Below are 24105 nucleotides of genomic sequence, written 5' to 3'. Positions count from 1 at the left end.
GATTCTTCAAATGCCAATATCCGTGGGATTCATGTGGGTCGTCGTGATGGCTATGCGATGTTTTCACCTGTTTTCGGGGTAGAGATAGATCTGACTGCAACTCCATTGATCCGCCCTTAGTTTGATTAGGGTGTAGTTCCGAAACTAAAAAAGTAACGGGGTAATAATATGAGTTCACGTAACATACTAGTTGCCATTTTGACTGTAGTAATTATTATTATAGTTTATGTTAGTACAAACAATAGTCCTCAACTAAGTTTGAACGTAGACGTTATTTCATCGGGTGAAGATTTAACAATAACTATTAATAATAGGAGCTGGAACACAATATACTTTGGACAAAAGTATGAAATACAACGTTATACAGACAATAAGTGGGAAACTATTCATATTCCAGACGGTTGGGAAGATATCGCGTATAGTCTGAAACCAAGAAAGAAGTTTGAGCAGGTAATACTCTTTGTTCCATCAGAACCAGGTCAGTACCGTATACTAAAAGAAGTGCTTTCTGACCTGAGTGATGAAGAAACAGCAAAATTAATTATTACTGAATTTACTGTTTCAAAATAATGACCATAGTATACTAATTACTATATCACTAATAAGACTCCAAACACTGTTATAATACCGTTCAACTTGAGCGGTATTATTTTTGGTGCGCCGAGCATGTATGTTAACTTGGCGGGAAAGTCCGCTGTGGGCTTGGTAGTGGGAACCACTAGCCGAAGGCAAGGGCTGGTCGTAGACTCCGTCTACTGCTCGCCTATGCAACCTAGGTGTCCATCGTGAGGTGGATATCTGAAGGAAGCCCTAGGCAAAATCCCGATCTGAAAATCTGAAGGTTTATTTTTAATGGGATGTGGAAATAACCATAATTATATTCGATAAGATGAAGATACAAAGCCTAAGGGATAAGAAAGTTACAATGGTCTTCTTAAGTCAAGGACGCAGAGGAGAGAAGATGTAAGCAAGCTAATGGAACCCTGATACGAACGGTAATTACGCGGCGTGTGAGGAGGTAAACTAATTATTTGTTTCCTCATCAATTCAATAGTAGGATATTTAGAATCTTTGAAGAATATAATGTATAAAAACATTGGGAGGGGTTATAAATGTGGTTTATTAAATCAAAGCATTGGGAAGAGTTTCAAGAAGCGGTAAAATCTATTGAGGAAGAAATTAAAGCCAAAAAAAAGGTAATAGTTATAAGAACTTTAGAAGAATTTTGCAAAGAAGGAAAAGGGGTATCTTTTTATAACAGATTTATCATAAGCAACAAATTAGTTAAAGAAATGGAGATATACATTAACGATGATGACTATAAAGCAGTAGAAATAAAAGACTTAGAAAAGAGCCTCCTTTAAAAAGGCTCTTTTTAGGCTTTTTTCTGCTATTTGAAGAAATTATTTACGATGAACTCTTTTGACTCATATTACATAAAAAGTAATATGAATTGATAAAAGGGAGTGCTTGTATGAACAATTTAGCTATACTTGAATATAATGCCTCTATTGAAATCTACTCTGCGGTGTTTGTCAATAAAGTTGTCGCATTTTAATAAAAATAATTATGAGTTCTGGACCCGATTTGTCATTGACATGGAGCCTCTGCCCACAAGGTATAGGTCCTTAAAGGCATGCCCATAAATAATAAGTCCTGCCTTTTCAACAGGCTACCATGTGGGCCTCTCCAAGTAAATGATACGCTTCGCCAAATCTAGTCTTGTGATTACACTTGCTCTTCCTGACTAATAAGTTCCACTGCTTCTTCATCCTTAATAGGATTTAATGCCACAAACTCTGGCAACTCCCAATTTCTGATATGTCTAGCCCACCTTTCAGGATGCTTTCGTTGAGCTAGTTTATAAGCTTCGATACGTTTAGCCATTATTGCCTTATCGAGACCGTAATGTCTCTGATAGGGTGTTATAAACTTAATACCACTATGCAAATGCTCGTTGTTGTACCAACTTACAAATTTTCTTACCCATTTCCTTGCTTCATCTATTGAATGAAACCCTTTAGTAGGGTACTTCGGAACATACTTCATCGTTTTAAAAAGTGATTCAGAGTACGGATTATCATTACTTACCCTAGGTCTAGAAAATGAGCTTTGGATACCAAGCTTTTCTAGGGTTGCTTGAAATGTAGCAGCTTTCATTGGGCTACCGTTATCAGAATGAAGGACCAGGGGTCTTCCAGCTATGCCTTGTGACAAGGTTGCTTTTCTTACTAGTTGCTCTGCATATTCTGCTTTTTCTGACTCCCAAACTTCGTACGCCACTATCATTCTACTAAACATATCCAAGATTAAATATAGCTTAAAGTAAGCACCTTTTACAGAAGCATTCAACCAGGTTATGTCCCATGTCCATACCTTATTTGGAGCTGTCGCAATATGTGTAGGAGCTTCCTTTTTTATAGGCTCTTTAGTTTTAGATCTATGTGCATTCATTTTTTCTTCTCTCAATATTCGGTAAATTGTCGATTCGGAAGCAAGGTATTTACCCTCGTTAGCTAACTTCGGTACAATCTGAGAGGGAGGTAGGTCAGCGTACTCTGGGCTATTTAGCGTATCTAGTATTATGGAGCGTTCTTCATCGCTTAACTTGTTTTTGGGAACAGGCCTTTGCGCCAACGGACGTTGATCTTTTTTTACTTCATTACCCTTAGACCAGCGCTGATATGTCCGGTCGCTTATATTCAATTCTGCACAGGCTGGTCTTAATCTAGCACCACTATCTACTGCCTCTTTGATCAGCTTTACTGCGTCTACACGATCTGAGTCACTGATCAGTCTTCCTCGGGGTCCCCCCAAATCGCGTTTGCCTTTTTTCTAAGTACCAGTAAAGCAGCCGTTTCAGCTAATGCCTTTTCTTTCATACGAAGTTCTTTTTCTAGCTCTTTAGCTTTTAGTTTTTCCTCTTTAAGCTCATTCTTTATCTTTTTAGTATCTTCCACAGGTTCATTATTAGCATTAAGACACTGATCTTTCCAGGCTTTAACTTCCTCTACATAAAGGCCTTTTCTCCTACAATACTCTGCTAGTTGCAGTTCCGATAGAGTGGCTGTCTCTAAAACAACATGAAACTTATCTTTGGATGTCCACTTATCCTTGGGCTTTTGCTTTCTTAAACTACCATTGCTCCTTTTTACCCATGTATAGATAGTTGAGCTTGGTATCCCTAGCTCTTCTGATAAATCATTCACTGTCTCTGATGAAGGGGGCTCAAGCCTCTTTAAAACTGTATCTATAAAATCTTGACTATACTTGCTAGTTCTAGGCATATTCTCTCTCCTTAGGTTCATTGTCGTATTTTCTATTATACATCAATTTCTTACGACAACTATCCTAACACATAGGGTCTGTGATAGTTAATGATTTAACTGTCTATGGAAATGAGGATAAATCAAAGGCAGAGCTGGTTGTTAAAAGACTAAATAGAATATTCGGAGATAAGAACAGGGATTTAGACTTTATTACACCCTCTTTCGCAGCAGGTAAATATATAGTATGCTGCCCAAGGGTAAGACTAGGCATTGGCGAACAAACATATCTTTACGATACAGGTAATGGTTCTAGGGGATGGAGAAGCTATCCTGCCCAATTATATGAATCAACCAATTGGGTGGATTCAGAGTCGCCCTTTGAGCAAACGGCTATTTTAGAAATTGAAGAAAACTCAAAGGTACCTTGGTATAATGCATTAGTGATAGCAAACTCTATAAGGTCAGCTATTAGATTAAACTTCCCAGCAGCAAATGGTAATGAATCCAGTATGCAGCTTAATGTACCTAATAACATAAGCTCTGATGTTTCCATTATTATATCAGAGGGGGCACATTGTGAGTATTATGGTGTGCCATGTCAAGGCACAAGACCCGGGAGGAATTCCCCTTGTCCTGAGATAGGGTTTGATGCAGGAAATATCTTAAATCCATATACAGAAATTGGTGAGGTGTTCCACCCCCAAGATTTGACTGCTGCCATAACACCCACCTACAATTGGCATTCGAATTATATGAATAAGTTTATTAAAGTGACAAACCTAGCTGATCCTTCAAAAAGTATTGTGGTAAGAGTTACAGATAGGGCTCCTGCCAGAAAAGGCATAGAGCTAACTTATCGTGCATGGATAGAAATTGGTAGACCCGTGGGAGCAAAATCTGTAAGATTGGAGTTAATGAAATAAGGACATGAGATAAAACTGGAAATATTCCGGGTGGGGCTTGAAGTCTTTCCATTTTTGGAAAAACTTCTTTTTTTTGTCCCATTTAGAAGGTTATCTAGATTTATTGTTGAATAATTCAATAAACATTTAATTCATAAATCACAAGGTTCTACCAAATATCTAAACCGTTGGATCGGCTATGATTTGTAGTATTAGTGAAACATTTTAGGAATATATAAGTTATGTACATCAGAAAAAAGGGGGACATGGGTGGGAAAATTCTCAATACTAGGATAGGAGAAATTTTAGAGAAGTCACTGGGAGCCGAAGCTCCGCTAAGGGTTTTTTGAGTACAAGTTTTGAGAAAGGGGAGAAAACAGGTGAATGTAAGAAATATCAAAACATTAATTACCATAAGTTTCATTCTACTAATTACTTGCATAGTATTGTTTAACAATAATCGAAGTATAAGAAGCCAATTGGATCAAGAGAGAGCTGAAATGTTTTTGGCGGTATTTAGGCTAGAAGGAGAAAGTGATAATTGGAAAATCAGTGATGGAGTTTTGGTTAACACATCTAGCCATGTGCACCTCCGTATAGAATCAATTGATTATATCGGGGAGGAACACTATGTGTCAGAGAATATATCTATTACCATAAGGTTTAGAGATAAAAATACAGATAAAGAAGAGAAAAATGCATCGGGATATAGCTATAACACTGAAGAACTAAAGGATTTTAAGGGAGGAAGAGCAGGTGTTTCATATCCCAGAGAGATGATGAAATACATTAACCATAATATTGTGGTTGAAATAAAATACGATGATGAGAATGGTAATCCTTTATTAGAAGAAATTGAAGTAATACCAGTGTGGAGTTTTGAAGGTTAATAAAATATATGGTATTTCTACTGGATAAATATAAAGAACGATATCGCTTTAAGCTCTATGCATATTGCATTATGGATAACCATGTTCATTTGCTTATAGAAACTGGGAAAGTGCCACTATCTAAGATCAGGCAGGGAATACTGCAAAGCTATACCCAAAGAATTAATTTGAAGCATTCTAGAACTAGGCATGTATTTCAGCAGCGGTACAAAGCATTGCTATGCGACGGGGGTTCATACTTGTTACAATGAGTAAAGTATATACACTTAAATCCAGTTGAAGCATGGATTGATGATGGACTTAAATTATAAATGGAGTAGTCATCAGGATTATTTAAAGGTGAAGAAAACAAAAATCTTCCTAGTTAGGCTTGAAGTTTTTCCATTCTTGGAAAAACTTCTTTTTTTTTGTCCAGTTTAGAAGGTTATCTAGATTTATTGTTGAATAATTCATTAAACATTTAATTCGGAAATCAAAGAGGGTGTGCAAGAAAGCCTAGGATAGAAGAGATTATCATATAAGTTCTATCACGTGGTACATGATTTGTATATACAGTCAGAAAACCAGGAATTTGAAAATTGGTTTTAGAGATTAAAGTAAATTACAAGAGGTGAAACACATGAGAAAAACACTTCAGGATGTGGCGAGCTATTTAAAGGAAATTATGGTGCCCGGAACCCACGAAGCATATTCGATCAATCCTGCATATACAAATGTTTCAGATGAAGATAGGATACGTGAGGGTGTTCTGGCGTTCAGAGCCTTTTTGGTTCGGCTTTACGATGTTTTATACAGCAAAGGTGATGTCTATGATAATAGCAAAAAAATTGCCCATGAATATGAAAACCGCACCACTCTTTCGGTGTATTACCCGTTCCTGCACAATGTAAGGACCATACTAATGAACATAGGTTATCATGGCATGCCAGTTGAAAACGAGCAATCTCTAGCCTGTGGAAATACAGTATTTAGTGGAAAGCTGTCTGTTACCAAAAACCTTGAATGCTTTCGATTTTTGGCGGATTGCGGTATTTGCATTGACGGCATAGATATAAATAAAAAGAAGCAAAACTTGTCTGACATCAAAACCATAAAGATTACATATCCAGATAATCCTACTATGCTTACAGGCCTGAAGGTCATGGCAATGGCCGAAAGAGACCATGGCACCCTAGTCAACCAGGATGTTTTTTTGCGCTGTGATTACAGGGTATTGAAAAAGGATGAAAACCATGTGCTTTCTATTGTGCAGGATACCATAAAGCCTTTATCACCAGATGTGCAGGATTTCATTCTGCAACTGCATCAGCGCTATTTGGATAAAGGACTTACCTGTGTTGTGGAAATAAAAGGGTTTCATATCTATATGAAGTATTGTTATAAAAAGAAAGTTGTATGGGGAATTAACACTTCCCTCAACAACGGCTATCATATCAATGTGAAATCGACAAAGACGAACGAATACATTGACACTATCAAAAGCTTTTCTCCAATTTTGCAGGAACTGATTGCAAAGGGATATGGTTGTGGCAGAAAAAGAGAAATCGGTCATTGTGATGGTGGTTGCCGTGGACTTCCCATATCCTTGGATGATTCTGTTTTAGATATACGAGAAGACATTGAAACATGGTTTGATATAGAATTGTCATGTTTGCAAAAGAAATAAAAGATGAAGCACTAAAAAAGAAAAAAGGTGAATGTTTGATATAGTAGTATTGATGACACGGTGAAAAAAGGAGAATGAAAATGATTAAAGGACAACAAGTTACTATTGAGCCATCAAAACTAACAGACAAAAGAAAGGTATATGAATGGTTATGTTTATCAGAAACAGCTAAGAGCCATATGGGACCACCTAATTTCGAGGATACCCCAATACCAAGTTGGGAAGAGTATTGTGAGGATTTTAAAGACTTTTATTTTGACGGCTCAAAACCAAATTTTGGACAATTATGGATTATAAATGATGGAAATCAAGAAGTAGGAGCAATTTGTTATTCGTCATTCCATTTAAAAGGCAAGAGCGCTGAACTTGATATATGGATGGGAACTGAAAAGAACTACGGAAGAGGTTTGGGTTCAGAGGCAATAAAGATTTTTTGTGATTATTTAATGGAGAATCTTGATATAGAGAGATTTATCATTAGACCATCAAAAAGAAATGTACGTGCAGTAAGAGCATATGAAAAAGCCGGATTTATAAAAGTTTCAGATGAAGATAAGCAGAAAGTTGTGAAAGAGTATTTACTTGATGAATATGTAGATATCTATGGACAAGGTGATTATGGAATAGGTGATGATGTTGTTTTGGTTTTTGCCTCAAGGAACTCGGACTGATTACGGACGTTTTTTTACCGAGATATATTATCAAAATTCAAGTATATGAAAATGTGGATTCCCTTTAAACAACGAGAAAATATAAATAAACTAAATTGATCGGAGGAAATGCTAATGAGTAAGTACCAAGAAGGTTTAAAGATAATTGAAGAAAGGTGCGGCAACAACAAGGATAATGTTATCTCACTTGCAACTATTGCCACAGAGCCTAGTTCTGATGGAAACCCAATACCCATTGTCCGCGATGTGGACGCATATTATGAGGACTGCGTGTTTTATGTTGTTACATACGCAAAGTCAAATAAAATGCGGGAAATAGCACAAAACAAAGAAGTTGCGTTTTCCGTTAACTTCCAGTGGTTTTCCGGCAACGGAATAGGTGAAAATCTTGGTTGGGTATTAGACCCGAAAAACGCTGAAATAAGGACTAAGCTTCGCACTGTTTTTGCCGAATGGTACGACGACGCGAACAATGAGAAGGATGAGAATTGCTGTATTTTGGCAATCCGCCTTACGAGAGGCACGGTAATTAAAGACCATGGTGCTGTGCGTTACAATATGGACTTTGTGAATAAGATAGAAACAAATGAAGGGAAAACCATATAAGGCAGGGAGGTAAATATGCAGGTAGGAGATAAAATAGTATTTGGGAGATACGAATGGTGCGTGCTTGATATACAAAACAATGCTGCTTTGATTATTACCGAAGATATCGTAGAAAAACGTCCTTACCATAATGTTTATAAAGATATATAAATTCAAACCCTAAGCTTATCGCTTAGGGTTTTATGATATTTTATGTATACGATATGTTATTTCCATATGCTTCATTCTCCTGTTAAAAAGTAAAATGGGCTTTTTAAAACTTTTATAAAGTTTCCTATCTCATAATATTTTAACCTACTTTGTAGAAAACTGGATAAGAGACAGAGTTTTTACTTGTTTTTTTATCTAGATATGTTATACTCATTTTTGTTTTACAAATTAGTTAACTTAATGTTTACAGTTGAAGATCATGATTAGAGGTGAATATATTGACAACATCAAATTTTCCATATAATACAAACTCTGACCTTAAGGAACAAGAAAAGACGCCACTTTTCACGGGGTTATTAGAGCATGTAGAAAAAAATCCTATTCAATTTCATATACCTGGCCACAAAAAAGGAACTGGGATGGACCCTGAGTTTCGCAACTTTATTGGAGATAATGCTCTATCTATCGATCTAATTAATATTGGTCCTTTAGACGACTTACATCATCCCCATGGCATGATTAAAGAAGCACAGGACTTAGCGGCAAAGGCCTTTGGTGCTGACCATACATTCTTTTCTGTACAGGGGACAAGTGGCGCAATTATGACCATGATCATGAGTGTATGTGGCCCAGGAGATAAAATTATAGTCCCGAGAAATGTTCATAAATCAATCATGTCTGCCATTATTTTTTCTGGTGCTACACCAATCTTTATTCACCCTGTTATTGACCCAAACTTTGGTATATCACACGGGATAACAACGGATTCCGTTGCAAAAGCGTTAAAAAAACACCCTGATGCCAAAGGACTATTAGTAATAAACCCTACTTACTTTGGTATTGCAGCAAACTTGAAAAAAATCGTTGATATTGCTCACAGTTATGGAGTGCCTGTTTTAGTTGATGAGGCACATGGTGTTCACATTCACTTCCACGAAGAACTTCCTTTATCAGCAATGCAAGCTGGCGCCGACATGGCTGCTACAAGTGTTCATAAATTAGGTGGTTCAATGACCCAGAGCTCTGTTTTAAATGTTAAGGAAGGTTTAGTATCACCTAAACGAGTTCAATCTGTGATCAGTATGCTAACAACAACTTCAACTTCCTATTTATTATTAGCTTCACTGGACGTAGCTAGGAAACAGTTAGCAACAAAAGGGAGAGAATTGATTCAAAATGCAATTGCTCTTGCAGATCGAACAAGAAATGAAATCAATACTATCACTGGATTGTATTGCGTGGGGAAAGAAATTTTAGGAACAAAGGCAACCTACGATATAGATCCTACGAAGTTAATTATTTCCGTTAGGGGATTAGGGATCACTGGATATGAAGTTGAAGTCTGGTTACGAAAAAACTATAATATTGAGGTTGAGCTGTCTGATTTGTATAATATCCTGTGTATTATTTCAGTGGGAGACACAGAGGACACAACAAGTAAGTTAATAGAAGCGTTTAAACACTTGGCAGAGGAATACTTTGAGTCCAATAAAGATGTTGATAATAAAGCTGTAGCTTTACGTGTTCCCAATATTCCCGCATTGGCAATATCGCCTCGGGATGCGTTCTATGCTGAAACCGAGTTAATACCTTTTAAAGAATCTGCTGGAAGAGTAATTGCTGAGTTTATCATGATCTACCCTCCAGGTATCCCAATTTTAATTCCTGGAGAAATAATTACAGAAAAAAACATTCAGTACATTCAACGGAATATTGAGGTTGGCTTACCCGTACAGGGACCTGAAGATGAAAGCTTTACAAATATTCGTGTTATTAAAGCACAAGAACCCATTATTTAAGTGAGATTTTGCAAGGGTACGACTTCCCCCAGCCTCCACTAAACATGGGAGATATCAACTTAATAAATAGGACGGGGTTTTCAATTCCCCAAAATGAAAAATAGAGATATTAGAACCTAAGCGCTAAGCTTAGGTTTTTTGCATGGTTGGGAAGTTAATATGCAGAAAAACTTCCCTAAATAAAGGTAATATATGTAACTTAATCGAATTATGTAAATAGTTAAGGAAGATCTATACCCTGGGAGTAAAAATGAGTTTTTAATAAGAAAAAGAAACTACGAATAAGAACCTAATTAGAGAGGTTGTTCATACAAAGAAAAACCATTATAAGATTTTAACTGAAAGGTGTGAAACAGAATGATAATCAAGAATTTAATGTGGTCCAGTTTTATTGTGCAAATGATAGCCCTAATTATCATACTTTCTTTAGTAGTATTTAGTAAGCCTATTCCAGACTTAATATTTGGTATTTTTGCCACTTCCATGTTGATATGTATTATTTCTTCTTTTTTTGTTCGAAGGCTGAGTAGAGATAAAATCAATAAGTAAGGGAATGGGGGAAACCATATGGAAATAAATAATGATAAAATCATAGGACAAGGTAATACAGCTGAAATATTTAGGCTAAATGATAATAAAATATTAAAATTGTTTCGGAACGGGCTACATAAAGGGATAGTAGAGAGAGAATATCAAAACGGCATTTTCATACAAAAGATTTTGGATTGTGTTCCAAAAGTATATGAAATGGTTCAGGTAAATGGCAGGCATGGAATTATATATCAGGAAATTAAAGGTACAGATATGCTGAGAGTCATGTTGGCTTCCTTGTGGAAAATTAATGCTTATGCAAAAGAATTAGCACATTATCATTTATATATACAGAAACCAGTTATGGAAAACCTGTGTACAGTAAAAGAGAGACTGGAAGAGGATTTGAATAGTGTTGATGTAATTTCTGATGAGAATAAGGAAATCGTCCGAAAATATTTAAAGCAGTTACCCGATGGAAGTGATTTGTGCCATTTTGATTTCCATCCAGGAAATATAATGATATCAAATAATAAAGCTGTTTTTTTAGATTGGATGACTGCTTGCAAGGGAGATGTGTGTGCTGATGTTGCCCGTACATGCATTATGTTAAAATATGGGGAAGTTGCAAATGCATCTTGGGTTATGAGAAGGTTAATTTCATTTTTCCAACATCACCTTTACAAGATATATATAAAGGAATACCTTATGATTTCGAAAAAAAACATTGAGGATATTAATAGATGGGAATTACCTGTTGCAGCAGCAAGATTAAGGGAATGGATTTCAGAAAATGAAAAACAGGTATTAATACAATTGGTAAATGAACATTGCAATAAAATACTCAAAAAAGGCATATAAACTTACTTTGGAGCTTGATACTGTTCCGGTTCGTGTTATATATCCCATCTCAGAGTTAAGGGCATGTGGCTAAGGGCATAAGGAGGAAACATCTGATATTTTAACCTTAGGGGTTTGCCGTTGGGATAAATCTTTATGTTAGTAAAATAAATTAAGGCTGATAAGAAGGTTCTTCTTACAGCTTTTTTTATTTATCTAAACCGCGTCTTTAACGGGAGGTGGAGTTAATTGTAAAAGTATAATAATAGATATGCTCTAAATCTATAACGATATTTTTGAGGAGGAAGTAAATCAAGAAATTATTTACCCTTCCACTAAATTTTTATTTAACTAAAAATTAATAATATACCTTCAGCAAGTATGATAGACTTAGAGGCAAAAGTATAAATTAAGAGATGTGGGGTATGGGAGATGGATTGGTTAATTGTTAAAAATGACTTTAAGAGGAATAAAGTGATTAATCTTGCACTACTTTTGTTTATGATGTTTTCAGCTGGTCTTGCGGTCTTGTCTGTGATAATGGGGGTACAAACCTTCACATCAATTTCTAGACTATATGAGAAAGCTCAGCCACCTCATTTTCTTCAGATGCACAAGGGAGAAATTGATCAGGAGAAAATAGATGAGTTCATGTCAGATTATGAAGGTATAACTTACTGGCAGACTATCACAATGATTAATGTACACGGTGAATCCCTTAGTGTTGTAGGTAAGGATACATATGATCTTTCTGACTGCCGTCTTGGCATTGGTCTGGTAAAGCAGAATGAAAGTAGGGATTTACTCTTAAATTCGGAACACGAAAAAGTTATTATTGAAGAAGGAGAAATTGGGATTCCCGTACTTTTAAAGGAAATGTATGATATGAAAATAGGGGACCATGTTCTTTTGAACTATAATAATGTCCTAAAGGAATTTATAATTAAGGAATTCATACTGGATGCCCAAATGAATTCCCCAATGGTCTCTTCCACAAGAATACTGTTGAGCAATAAAGATTTTGATATGCTGAACGGTAAGGTTGGAGAAAATGAATACCTAATAGAAGCCTATTTCACTGATTCAAAAGAGGCCTCGAATTTTCAAACAGCCTATGAGAATGCAGGGCTTCCGCAAAATGGTCAAGCAGTGACATATGCCATGATTTTTATATTAAGTGCAATAACAGATATGGTAACTGTATTTGTTCTACTTCTAGTAAGCGCACTTTTAATCATAGTTTCTTTTATCTGTGTTAAGTTTACAATAATGGCTGCTTTGGAAGAAGAAATTGGTGAAATAGGTACAATGAAGGCTATAGGACTTCCTTTTGCCCATATTAGGAATATTTATCTAAATAAGTATAGGATATTAGCTTCGGTAGGAGTAGTAATAGGATATATTTTAGCATTGCTAACTACTGGTATATTTACAAACCATGTCAGGACTACATTTGGAAATATGAGTATGTCTCCCCTAGCAATAATACTATCAATTGTTGTTGGATGCCTTGTTTTCCTTCTTATAACCTATTACTGCAAGAAGGTATTAAAGAGGATTAAAAAAGTTACTGTTGTTGATGCATTGGTTAGGAGAAAAGGATTTCATAAAGAAAAAGGGCAAATAAAGGATGGACTATATAAATCAAAGAAACTCCCTGTTAACTGGCTGATGGCAATTAGGGAGGTTTTCTATAGTTTTAAAAACTGGACAATAGTTTTTGCAGTGGTATTAATTGCTGTAATAATGATTATGGTTCCTATTAATCTCATGAACACCTTTGAGGCCCCTGAATTTATCACATATATGGGAAGCTCTCTGGAAGATATACTAATTGAAGTGGAAAATGGGGAAAACCTCGAAATCAACTATAAGAAGGTAGTACAGGTTTTAGAGGATGATGACGCAATTGAAACTTATTATAAATATCGAAGGGTACGTGTTCAGACAACCAATGCTGATGCTGAACTTATGAATTTACATGTAGACAGTGGAGATAACTCAGGTAATGGGCTAAAGTATATTAGTGGAAAAGCTCCTAATGGGGAAAATGAGATTGCCATCTCCTATCTTAATTCCAATGAAATAGGTAAAAATATCGGTGATACAATGGTACTTTCCTATGGTGACAGAAAAAAGGAATTTGTTTTATCTGGAATATATCAAGGTGTTACCAGCGGTGGATACACAGCAAAATCAAAATATGACTTTTCGAACCTTACCAGTGAAAAGTATTCCTTTTCCGTTAATCTTAAAGATAATACAGTAGCGGAAGAAAAGGCAGATCAATGGTCAGAAATCGTAGGACCTGGAGTAACAATATACCCAATGGAGGAGTTCATAAACCAGACATTAGGTGGTGTGGTAAAGCAACTTAAGACTATTGTTTTTATAATTGTTATAATAGGAGCTTGTTTAGTAATGCTTATCACTGTATTATTTTTAAAACTGCGTCTGGCCAAGGATTTAGCGGAAGTTGCAGTTTTAAAGGCCATAGGATTTCCTGAACTAGACATTAAAAAGCAATATTTAGTAAAGATAGGCTATGTTTCAATCATTGGTATTTTGGTGGGAGTTATTTTAACCAATGTCTTAGGAGAGAAGATAGTTAACCTTGTATTAACTATTTCAGGGCTAGGGGTTAAAAAAGTTGATCTTGTTGTCAACCCCTTAGTTCTGTATGTACTGTGTCCATTGTTGTTACTGGCTTTGATGCAGTTAGTAACATGGATTGTTCTGAGAACAATAACAAAATACAATATTATTTCTATTATAAATGAATAGTAAATTGGGGAGGGGCACTATGAAAGCAATTTTAAAGGTAGAGAATCTATGTAAAAGTTTTGAAGATACACAGGTGTTAAACAATATAAATTTTGAGGTTGAAGAGGGTGAGTTCATAGCAATAATGGGACAGTCCGGTTCTGGAAAATCTACATTGCTTTATAGTATCAGTGGAATGGATAGACCCACTTCAGGCAGTGTGCTCCTTTGCGGAAAAGATATTTCTAAGCTGGATGATGAAAAAATAAGTGAAGTAAGACTAAAACAAATGGGATTTATTTTTCAACACTCTTATCTGCTTAAAAATTTATCTATTAGGGATAACATTGTACTTCCTGGGTTTAAGCTTGGCAAGCTATCAAGGGAACAGGTGAATCAAAATGCCCATACACTTATGGTAAAGACAGGCATTGATAGTGTAGCTGGCCATGACATTAAAAAAGTTTCAGGGGGACAGTTGCAACGTGCAGCCATATGCCGAGCATTGATCAATCAACCAGATATTTTATTTGGGGATGAACCCACTGGAGCCCTAAACAGCAGTACCTCAAAGGAAGTATTGGATATAATTAATGCTGTCAATACAGATGGCACAACAGTCATTATAGTTACCCATGATGTGAAAGTTGCAGCCAGGGCAGGCAGAGTAATATTCCTTATGGATGGAAATATCCATGATAAGCTGACCCTAGGAAAACATGACGGAGATGAAGAAAAAACATCTTCTAGAGAGAAAATGTTGTATGAGTGGTTAGAAAAAAAGGGATTTTAATATAGAGCATTTTGTGGTTATTGGCTGAGAAGTAAGGAAACAAATAGTACAAAAATACAAAACCTAAGCGAATAGCTTAGGTTTTTAGGTAGTTTGTAATAATAATATCTAAATTAACTAAAAAACTGAAACTTTTTTCCTTTAGTTACGTCTATGGAACTGCAATCACAATTTAGTATTACTACTAAATTTGGGAGCTGTAATAATAATAGGAGGGATAAATATGAAAGGGAAATTTTGTGTAATTTTGGTTTTGTTCCTAATGTTAAGTGGTTGTGCCCAAGTTCCTAACACTCGAGCTTCTAATCCCCAAGCGGGTGATGCGGAGTTAGGAGAAAAAGATAATGGTCAAGAAAAAGAGACGTTATCTTTAATTTTTGAAGAAATAACTCCTTTTACCTTAAGCCATTTAACTGAAGATGTAGAGGGTGATGTTCTTAATGAGAAAAAACTTGATCAGGGAATAGTAGTAAAGTTGTTTAATAATAAAACTAATGGTCAGGTAAGTGGTTCTATACAGGTAAATGGAAAAGTGTTTCTTATAGAAGAAGTAACCATGGAAGGAACTTCTGATGAAATCTATGGAATAGAAGAAACAGAAGTATTTGGAAAAAAAGCTATAAAGATTTACGGTATTCTAGGCGCGAACCATCAAGTAAACTACTACTGGTTCTATGAACAAGAGCAAGTGGAAAATTCAGTTATAAAAATAGAAGGTAATACAGAGGAGATTGACTTAGATGATAGTGGAAGAACAGAAATTATTTCATCCATAGGAACAGTTGCAGAAACTTCAATATATTTGATGAGAGAAGATAAAATAATGGTTACCAATATTAACAAATCAATTAATGTTCAAGCTGTGTACTTACTAAATAGAGATGCCAAGATATTTGAGGTATATTTTGGACCCAATGATATGAAGCACTATTATTATTTGGGTGGATACTTAAGAAGTTTTTAAGATGTTGTGTTTGCCCAATCATTGAAAACCTAAAACTGTACATCCTATGTTACGCTAAAAAAGTGTGCCTTAACGGAGTTAAAAAAGGGAAGGGGGGATTTCGTGAGGGTAGATAGACTGCTTTCAATAATGCTAATTATTTTAAACAGGGGTAAAGTTACTGGGCTAGAGCTGGCAGATCATTTTGAGGTCTCTTTGAGGACTATTTATAGAGATATTGAAAAAATCTGTGAATCCGGTGTTCCCATTGCATCAGTAGGTGGAAAGGGTGGGGGGTATTATATTATGGAGGATTATGACATCAAGAACCTGTTCTTAAATAAAAACGAAGCCTTAACTCTAATTCCCTTAATGAATAGTCTAGGCAATTTGATGGGTAAGAACCAGGGATTTAACGACATAGGGCAGAAGTTTGAGAGGGTTTATGATCAGAGTAATAATCATGGCAAACTAAAGATTGATTTATCCCATTTTAGTATGAAGGAAGAGCTGAAGGAATACTTATTTTTAATCAATAAATCCATAGAGGAATCTAGAGAGCTAATTTTTAGTTATATAAATCGTAACAAAGAGTATGGGGAAAGGATTGCAGAGCCCATCCAAGTTACCCTTGAACATGGAGACTGGTACTTTATTGCTTATTGTAAGGTGAGAGATGATTATAGAAAATTTAAGTTAGTAAGGATGCGAAATCTTAAATTAGGTGATAAATTTTCGAAACGGGATATCTCACTGGATCAACTTGAGCAAATTTTCTCGGATTCTTATAGTAAAAGAAGTGTTAAAGTAAAGTTAAAGTTTTCAAGGGACTTAGGTGAACAGCTTCCTGAGTATTTTGACAAAAATAACATTAGTGAGATGGTGGATGGGTATTTTTGTGTGGAAGATGTTTATCCCAATGAAGAAGGACTAATAAAGTTTATCTTGGGTTTTGGGCAGGATTGTGAGGTTTTAGAACCTGACTTTTTACGAAGTAATGTTAAAGGGTATATTAATAAAATGTTAAATAAATACAATCACTGACACATAGTTGTCAGTGATTGTATTTTATAATAGAGATAGAAGTTTTAGGGAGGGATTCATATGTTAATAGATAGTCACGCTCACTTAAGTAGTAGAAAATTCGATAGGGATAGGGAAATTGTTATCAGAAATCTTAAGAAAGATGGCATAGATATAGTTATCGAATCTGGAGGTGGGCCTGAGAGTAATAGAGCAGCTGTGGCACTGGCGGAAAAACATGAGAACATATATGCAACGGTTGGATATAACTGTGCAGGACCTGAGATGAACTATGACATCTTAGCAGAGGTTAAAAGGGTTGCCCAAAGTAGCAAAAAGATTGTCGGTTTCGGTGAGATTGGTCTGGATTATCACCATTATCCCAATGAAAAGGAAATCCAGAAAAAATGGTTTGTAGAATTAATTGAAGTAGCCGGTGATCTAAATTTACCTATAGTTGTCCACGATAGAAAGGCAAATCAAGACACCTTTGAGATTATTAAGTCAGAAAAGAAAAAGAACCCCAATTTACGGGGTGTACTGCATTGTTACTCAGGTGATCTATCTTTGGCGAAGGAATATGTCAAGCTGGGCTTTTATTTATCCATAGCTGGTCCTGTTACCTATAGAAGCGCAAGAAGTCTTCAAGAAGTGGCAAAGTATATACCCCTAGACAGTCTTTTTGTGGAAACAGATGCACCTTACTTAACCCCAGGGCCTCTAGGTAAAAGGCGTAATGAGCCAGCATATGTGCGACAGGTCGCTGGCACTATAGCAGAGCTACGGAAAATACCATTTAACGAAGTTTCAAGGGTTACCAGTGCCAATGTCAGAAGGCTATATGGAATTTAAGAGGTAACCAAATATGGAGAGACAAAGCCTAAGCCATAAGCTTAGGCTTTTGTGGTTAATTTAACTAAAAGTTAATAAAGTAAGTTTAGTAACTATGATACACTTTAGTAGAAAACTGATATTATTATTGGAATATTTCAAGGGGGGATATAAATTAGAGACAACGTCTGTAAAGGTGTCTCTAATAAAAAAAAAGGAGGATGATAATTTGAATTTAATTATCAGAAAAGAAACCCAAAAAGATTACAATGGTATAGCAGAAACTTGCCTATTGGCATTTAGAAAGAGAAAACCTGGTCCAGATTTTTTTAGAGAGATGATACTAGGAGATGTACTTAGACATGTGAAAAACTATGATAATGATTTGGCATTAGTTGCTGAGGTAGAAGGAATTATCGTGGGTTACGCACTGTTTGTCCCTGTTGATATGTATATTAGGGGAGAACTGGTTAAAGCAGTAAATCTTTCTCCTTTAGCTGTACATCCTGAATACCAAAGTCTAGGTGTCGGTGGTAAGCTGTTAATGGAAGGGCACAAAGTAGCAAAAGAAAAGGGTTATGCTATGAGCACATTATTTGGAGAAAAAGACTATTATCCTAGATTTGGATACAGGGCTAAAATGTTTTCTCCTTCAGGTTTAAAAATATCTAAAGAAAATTTGCCACAAGTTTTTACAGAAATAATAGAACGACCTGTTGAACCCCAAGATATCAAAGAAATAGTTGAGATCTGGCATAACTGGAATAAAGATGAACCCCTTGCAGTTTTCCCAGGGAATAATTTCTTAGACTGGGTAAGTCATGAAAGGGAATTCACAGCTTCAACTTTAATTAAAGAAGGTAAAATAATTGGGTACATACGTTATGAAGTAGAGAGACCATGGGTTATGATGTCCCTAATAGGTAAAAACAAAGAAAGCACATCTGAGATATTAGCCCATGTTGGGAAAAAGATAGAACACACAGAAGCTGAGTTTGTACATATACCACTAAATCCTTCATTGGATTTAGTGAAAGACTATCTAGACTGTAATTATATCCCAAATGTGTTTATGAGTATTTACGGTATGATCAAAATCCTTGATGAATATAATCAAACTGTTTTAGACTATTTTAGTTATATTGAAGAAAGTGAAGAAAATGTAGCCATTTTCAATTCCCCTCCAGCAATAGAATGGGCATAGTAAGTATATGTTGGTTTGATAGAATGTAAAATAAAGGAATCTAGGAAATAATATAGAAGTTAATAATTAAAATAACACGAAAAACACATGTAGGAGGGGTCTATGAAAAATAATAAAAGAAATTTGTTCATTATCTCGGTACTGTTTATAATGATGTCAATTACAGGTATAACACCGGCATTCGCTGCAGAAGATGCCATACCATCCATAAGTATTGAAGTCATTCTTAATAATGATGGGTCTGCTCTAATTACGGAGATTTGGGAGGTACGGGGTGTATATAGTGGTACAGAATATTACAAGGCCCTACACAATATGGATGGAATGAGTGTCCATTCTCTTAAAGTATGGGATGAGTCAGGAATACAGTTTAAAGCTCTGGAAAACTGGGATACAAGCCTTTCTCGTGAAGAAAAAGCTGGTACTAGCGGGATTTTAAAAACATCCGAAGGATATGAGCTTTGCTGGGGTATTGGCAGTTACGGTGATCGTGAATATACTATCCAATATACACTAGAAGGATTGGTCAAAAATTATGGAGATTATGCAGGGTTTTATCATCGTTTTATTTCTGATCTTTCAAGTGCTCCAGAATCAATCTATATAAAAATAAGTATGGAGGATACTTCTCTAACAAAAGATAATGCCCGAATTTGGGGTTATGGTTTCCAAGGTGAAGTGGAAATTTCAAAGGACGGAATCCTCAAGGTTTTTTCGTCTGAGGCATTGGGGAGAAGGGATTATGTGAATGTACTTTCACGTTTTGATAAAGAACTGTTTCCGCTAGCGGCAACAGCTAACATGTCATTTGAGCAGCTGCAGGAATCAGCAGAAAATGATAACTCTGATATTGATTTCATAGTATTGTTTATTGCTTTAGCAATAGTACTTATAGTGATTGTGTTTACACATGCCTTCTTCCACTCACGATACAAATTGGCAGATGGAACCAGTGTGAGACTTCAAGGGAAAGAACATATATACTCTACATGTATTCCCCTTAATGGCAGCATACCTGCTGTATATTCTGCAATGAAATTATTAAGGAAAGAAATTCCCTATGAAAATCTTATCGGTGCATATCTAATCCGTTGGCAGAAGGCGGGTTATATCAGTATAGAAGAGCGGGAGTTAAAAGAAAGCAATAAGGAAGAAGAAAAAGAGGAGGCTATTACTTTTAGACTTGATGCGACACCCACTGAAATTGTTGAGCAAAGACTGTTCAATTACTTAATGGACTACGCAGATCAGGACGGTATACTTTTGAAATCTGTTGTAGAAGAATCAGCTGAAGAGCTGTATGATAAGCTCACTGACTGGGCTATAGATGTGAAAAAAGAAGGTAGAAGAGAGTTAATTAATTTAAATTTAGCTGCAAAGGACACAAAGGGTATTCTTCGTTTTACTGCTACAGGTTTTGATCAGGCTGTTCAGATACTGGGTTTAAAGGAATATCTAATGGAAATGCACAGGCCCAATGAAAAGGGAGACTCTTTTACAGAACTTTGGGGAGATTACCTAGTTTTCGCAGCTTTGTTTGATATGGGCGAGAGGGTTCTGGAAAGCATGAAAAACCTTGAACCTGAATACTTTGGTACATTTTCCAGAATGTACGGCTGCAATGCTTATAGTATGATGTATCTTATGAATAGAACAAATCATATTACCAGTGCCACAACACCGAACATTTCTGGGACGGGTGGCTCTACAAGTTCTTTTGGAGGAGGCGGCTTTTCCGGTGGTGGAGGAGGGGGTAGCAGGTAAGAACCAGTATAGCTTCACCTGCGAGCTAAAAGGATTATTGATTTAGGGAGGGATAACCAGTGAGATATATAGAGGACAAAAACTTTGAATATAAAGATGAGCTATTAAAACAGCTAAGAGCTTATAATTATAAATGTATCGGTGCAAAAGATTCATCAAATGAATATTTTTATGCTTTTGACGGTGATAAACTGGTTGGAAGTGTGTGTGCAAAGTACTCTTGGGATTGGATAGGCATTGGTAGTATGTTTTATGAGGATATTGATGTTTTAAGAAGATTGATTTCAGAAGTTAGTGATTATTATCGAAATAAAGCCGTAGGTATGAAATTATATACAGAAGTTGAATCTAGAGCAGAAGATTTTAAGGATATTGGCTTTGAAATTGGAGGGATTACAGAAAAAACACCGAAAACAACTAGTTATTTTTATTTGAAGAATACTGATTTTGATATAAAAAGTAATACTAAGATTAGGGTCATGGTTGTTAAAGAAAAAATAGATAAATACAATTCTATTTTGCTAGATAGAATAGATAAATTTAATAAGGATAACAATATTTATCCAATGGAAGAAAGAAATATAATGTTTGTTGCATTAGATGGTGAAAAATTCGCTGGGGGAGTACATGGAAGTATTACTGAAGATTCCATGTATATTGGTTGGCTTGTAGTGAGTGAAGAATATAAAGGAAATGGAATCGGTAAAAGTCTTATGTATAAAATGGAGGAAAAAGCAAAAGGGTTAAATGTCTTTAGCATAAATTTAGGTACAACAGATTTTCAAGCGGAAAAATTCTATGAAAAATTAGGGTACAAGGTAATTTTTACAAAAGAGAATGATCCAAAGGGCTATAAATCATATAGCATGGTAAAGGAACTAAGCTTAACTACTTAAATATATAGAGGAAAAAAGCCTTCGCTGTAGCGTAGGCTTTTTTCCTCCTTTAAATTTAAAGTATAAGACTTTGCTTGTACATAAGCACAAAAAAGAATGCAGGGAATTGTACAAAGAGAATAATGATAGTTCTTAAATATTGGGGGAACTTATGGATATATGTGGAGTCTAACAAGTATAAACTTATTATACGAGGAGGGAAATTACATGAAAAGAAATATGTGCTTAGTATTTTGTATGGTTATAACTTTATTAGCCTTGTCAGGATGTGTAGGTTCTTATGAAAGTTATTCAGCTGAAGGCATAGAAAATACTGCGCAATCTGCTGAAACAACTGACTGGGAATTAACAACATATGATATTGTCAATAACTTTAATGATGTAACTATGACTGTAAAGGAAGGAACAGTGTCCTCTACTGGACTGACTGTAACATTTGAGTATAACTCTGATAATCAGTGTATTTATGGTGAATATTTCTGCCTGGAAAAGAAAATCAATGGAAAATGGTATCAGGTACCTATCCCTATAGATGGCTATTACGGATTTGAAGATATTGGTTATGATTTGGCTTATGGGGAAAATATAGAATGGGAAGTTAATTGGAACTGGATCTATGGAAGTTTGGATACTGGTGAATATCGTATAGTGAAAGATCTTTTAGACTTTAGAGGTACAGGTGATTATGATAAGTACTATTTGGCTGCAGAGTTTACAATATATTAACTGCCAAAGTCTCTTTTAATGCCTTTGGATTGGGGCACGATTCCCCCCACCTCCACCAAATATGGATAAAAAAACCTAAGGGATAAACTTAGGTTTTTTTGTGGACTTTGGAGGGTAAGAAAAAGAAGCAATTAATTATTATCATAAATTGGAGGAATTTATTAACCAAATATGGAATTAGTTATAGCATCAGGGGTAACTAGTTTTCCCATTGGAAGAGGAGAAATGGCCGTGGAAAATAAAAATATAAAATTTTTAGTACCGGAAAATAGGGTGGGAATGGCCCAAGAGATTTTGTCAGCCCTTGCCTCAAGACAGCTGAATATTGAAACTATGGAGATAAAGCCCCCCTATATATCAGTCAAAGTAGAGTGGGATGGAACAAGCTGGGATGAATTTAAAACTTGGATTAAAAGTAAAATTAAGGAAATTTCGGATGTCACTGAACTAGATATGATGGAATCCGAAAAGGTGGCAAAAGAACTTCAGATTGTTATAAACACCATGGGAGATGGGATTATAGCCGTAAATAAAAATGGGGATATGGAGTACTACAACTCAAAGGCTAGTCATCTATTCCATATAACCAACAAAGATAAGAATCTTAACATTAACCAGCTTTTACCTGAGGAATACTACAATCCAAAGCTTGATATCCAAGACAAATCTAACATAGAAGTTTCCAGTAAAATTAGAAATAAAAAGGTAAATTTATTACTTAATGTCAGGGTTATTAAAAATAGTTCTGGTAAAAAGATGGGTGCCCTTTTAATTTTTAAAGAAATGGAAGAAGTTAGAAAGCTAATACAAACAATCGCTCGTCCTTCCATGATAAGCTTTGATGATATTATAGGTGAATCTGATAAAATTAAAAACACAATTCTGTTAGCTAAATCTGTATCTAAAACAGAAGCAAATATTATGGTATTGGGTGAAAGTGGAACTGGTAAAGAGCTTTTTGCGAGGGCAATACACCTTAGTAGTAATAGGGGTAACGGTCCTTTTGTTGCTGTTAACTGTTCAGCTGTTCCCGACGCCCTTTTGGAGAGTGAGTTTTTTGGATATGAGAAAGGGGCTTTCACAGGGGCCAGTAATACGGGAAAGCAGGGGCTTTTTGAATTAGCAACGGGAGGCAGTATATTCCTAGATGAGATTGCTGAGATACCAGTCCATCTGCAAGCTAAGATATTGAGAGTAATTCAAGAAAAGGCCCTTCGTCGTATTGGAGGCGAGAAAGAAATACCTGTAGATGTTCGAATAATTTCTGCCACCCACAGAAATCTTTTGGAAATGGTAAAGGAAAGTACTTTTAGAGAAGATTTATACTATAGATTAAATGTCATACCTGTACAATTACCCCCTTTGAGAGAAAGAAAGGAAGATATATCCGTACTGATAAAGCATTTCATAAAAGTTTTAGGTAAAAATTCAGGAAAAACAGATCTGCATATTACCCAAAGGGCTTTAAATGAATTAGAGAATTACCATTGGCCAGGAAATATTAGGGAACTTCAAAATGTGATTGAAAGGGCATTAATATTCTCCCAGGACGTTATTGACACAGAGAATTTAATGATTAATAATCCTTTAGCTACTCATGATACTAAATCTTATGGTGATAGTGACAAAATAGATTTTCCCGTGAACTTGCCAGAAATTATTAATGAGCTTGAATCTAGGCATATAGTGAAAGCTAGTGAAATATACAGTTCTTCTAGGGAGATAGCTAAAGCATTAGGAATATCTCATACAAAGGTTATAAGTAGATTAAAGGGTTACAATTGTAAGTAGTTTTTACAGTTGTAACCCTTTCTTACATATTTGTAAAAAACTTTTAC

Annotated in this window: 22 protein-coding genes; 21 read left to right on the top strand and 1 reads right to left on the bottom strand. The window is 35.6% G+C overall.

Annotation, left to right across the window (positions count from 1 at the left end):
- The first annotated feature begins 168 nt into the window (after positions 1-168).
- Both HYG86_RS05750 and HYG86_RS05745 read left to right on the top strand, forming a co-directional pair.
- Positions 169-570: an immunoglobulin-like domain-containing protein gene (locus HYG86_RS05750; RefSeq protein WP_213167969.1), complete on the top strand. Its 402-nt coding sequence runs from the start codon at positions 169-171 to the stop codon at positions 568-570.
- Between the two features lie 542 nt (positions 571-1112).
- Positions 1113-1364 (top strand): hypothetical protein, encoded by a 252-nt coding sequence (locus tag HYG86_RS05745; RefSeq protein ID WP_213167968.1) that lies wholly within the window; start codon positions 1113-1115, stop codon positions 1362-1364.
- Between the two features lie 364 nt (positions 1365-1728).
- Here the strand turns inward: HYG86_RS05745 and HYG86_RS05740 are convergent.
- Positions 1729-3287, bottom strand: a protein-coding gene (locus HYG86_RS05740) for an IS3 family transposase (RefSeq protein WP_213167517.1) whose coding sequence is annotated in 2 segments (ribosomal slippage) — positions 1729-2819 and positions 2819-3287 — 1560 coding nt in all. Because the reading frame shifts where the segments join, the coding sequence is not laid out codon by codon here.
- 80 nt (positions 3288-3367) lie between these two features.
- Here HYG86_RS05740 and HYG86_RS05735 point away from each other — a divergent pair.
- The 19 genes from HYG86_RS05735 (at position 3368) to HYG86_RS05650 (ending at position 24058) form a co-directional block, all read left to right on the top strand.
- Positions 3368-4192: a septal ring lytic transglycosylase RlpA family protein gene (locus HYG86_RS05735; RefSeq protein WP_213167967.1), complete on the top strand. Its 825-nt coding sequence runs from the start codon at positions 3368-3370 to the stop codon at positions 4190-4192.
- A gap of 359 nt (positions 4193-4551) precedes the next feature.
- On the top strand, positions 4552-5061 hold the full coding sequence (locus tag HYG86_RS05730) for a hypothetical protein (protein WP_213167966.1): 510 nt from the start codon (positions 4552-4554) through the stop codon (positions 5059-5061).
- A gap of 8 nt (positions 5062-5069) precedes the next feature.
- The gene (locus tag HYG86_RS18450) at positions 5070-5312 is read left to right on the top strand and encodes a transposase (protein ID WP_213167965.1); all 243 of its coding nucleotides are present in this window, start codon (positions 5070-5072) and stop codon (positions 5310-5312) included.
- A gap of 368 nt (positions 5313-5680) precedes the next feature.
- Positions 5681-6727, top strand: a complete 1047-nt coding sequence (locus tag HYG86_RS05720) for a hypothetical protein (protein WP_213167964.1) — start codon at positions 5681-5683, stop codon at positions 6725-6727.
- Positions 6728-6807: 80 nt separating this feature from the next.
- A complete protein-coding gene (locus tag HYG86_RS05715; protein WP_213167963.1) occupies positions 6808-7398 on the top strand; it encodes a GNAT family N-acetyltransferase in 591 nt (196 codons plus the stop codon).
- 114 nt (positions 7399-7512) lie between these two features.
- Positions 7513-8004, top strand: coding sequence for a pyridoxamine 5'-phosphate oxidase family protein (locus tag HYG86_RS05710; protein ID WP_213167962.1), 492 nt, complete (start codon positions 7513-7515; stop codon positions 8002-8004).
- A 15-nt stretch (positions 8005-8019) separates the two neighbouring features.
- Positions 8020-8154 carry a hypothetical protein gene (locus HYG86_RS18270; RefSeq protein WP_281391335.1) on the top strand — a complete coding sequence of 45 codons (135 nt, stop codon included), beginning with the start codon at positions 8020-8022 and terminating at the stop codon, positions 8152-8154.
- 278 nt (positions 8155-8432) lie between these two features.
- Positions 8433-9953, top strand: a complete 1521-nt coding sequence (locus tag HYG86_RS05705) for an aminotransferase class I/II-fold pyridoxal phosphate-dependent enzyme (RefSeq protein WP_213167961.1) — start codon at positions 8433-8435, stop codon at positions 9951-9953.
- A gap of 567 nt (positions 9954-10520) precedes the next feature.
- Positions 10521-11345 (top strand): aminoglycoside phosphotransferase family protein, encoded by an 825-nt coding sequence (locus tag HYG86_RS05700; RefSeq protein ID WP_213167960.1) that lies wholly within the window; start codon positions 10521-10523, stop codon positions 11343-11345.
- A 411-nt stretch (positions 11346-11756) separates the two neighbouring features.
- Positions 11757-14108: an ABC transporter permease gene (locus HYG86_RS05695; protein ID WP_213167959.1), complete on the top strand. Its 2352-nt coding sequence runs from the start codon at positions 11757-11759 to the stop codon at positions 14106-14108.
- A gap of 19 nt (positions 14109-14127) precedes the next feature.
- A complete protein-coding gene (locus HYG86_RS05690; protein WP_213167958.1) occupies positions 14128-14880 on the top strand; it encodes an ABC transporter ATP-binding protein in 753 nt (250 codons plus the stop codon).
- Positions 14881-15103: 223 nt separating this feature from the next.
- Positions 15104-15844, top strand: a complete 741-nt coding sequence (locus HYG86_RS05685) for a hypothetical protein (protein WP_213167957.1) — start codon at positions 15104-15106, stop codon at positions 15842-15844.
- A 102-nt stretch (positions 15845-15946) separates the two neighbouring features.
- Positions 15947-16867, top strand: coding sequence for a helix-turn-helix transcriptional regulator (locus tag HYG86_RS05680; protein WP_213167956.1), 921 nt, complete (start codon positions 15947-15949; stop codon positions 16865-16867).
- Positions 16868-16927: 60 nt separating this feature from the next.
- On the top strand, positions 16928-17698 hold the full coding sequence (locus tag HYG86_RS05675) for a TatD family hydrolase (RefSeq protein ID WP_213167955.1): 771 nt from the start codon (positions 16928-16930) through the stop codon (positions 17696-17698).
- Between the two features lie 208 nt (positions 17699-17906).
- Positions 17907-18881: a GNAT family N-acetyltransferase gene (locus HYG86_RS05670; protein WP_213167954.1), complete on the top strand. Its 975-nt coding sequence runs from the start codon at positions 17907-17909 to the stop codon at positions 18879-18881.
- A gap of 102 nt (positions 18882-18983) precedes the next feature.
- Complete coding sequence (locus HYG86_RS05665; RefSeq protein WP_213167953.1) at positions 18984-20645, top strand: DUF2207 domain-containing protein; 1662 nt, start codon at positions 18984-18986, stop codon at positions 20643-20645.
- 59 nt (positions 20646-20704) lie between these two features.
- A complete protein-coding gene (locus HYG86_RS05660) occupies positions 20705-21541 on the top strand; it encodes a GNAT family N-acetyltransferase (protein ID WP_213167952.1) in 837 nt (278 codons plus the stop codon).
- A gap of 207 nt (positions 21542-21748) precedes the next feature.
- On the top strand, positions 21749-22267 hold the full coding sequence (locus HYG86_RS05655) for an immunoglobulin-like domain-containing protein (RefSeq protein ID WP_213167951.1): 519 nt from the start codon (positions 21749-21751) through the stop codon (positions 22265-22267).
- A gap of 171 nt (positions 22268-22438) precedes the next feature.
- On the top strand, positions 22439-24058 hold the full coding sequence (locus tag HYG86_RS05650; protein WP_213167950.1) for a sigma-54 interaction domain-containing protein: 1620 nt from the start codon (positions 22439-22441) through the stop codon (positions 24056-24058).
- Positions 24059-24105: the final 47 nt, after the last annotated feature.

It is taken from the genome of Alkalicella caledoniensis (genome assembly GCF_014467015.1).
GTDB classification, from domain to species: domain Bacteria; phylum Bacillota; class Proteinivoracia; order Proteinivoracales; family Proteinivoracaceae; genus Alkalicella; species Alkalicella caledoniensis.
Note: the sequence above shows the minus strand (reverse complement) of the source record. Positions and strands in the feature narration are given on the sequence as shown.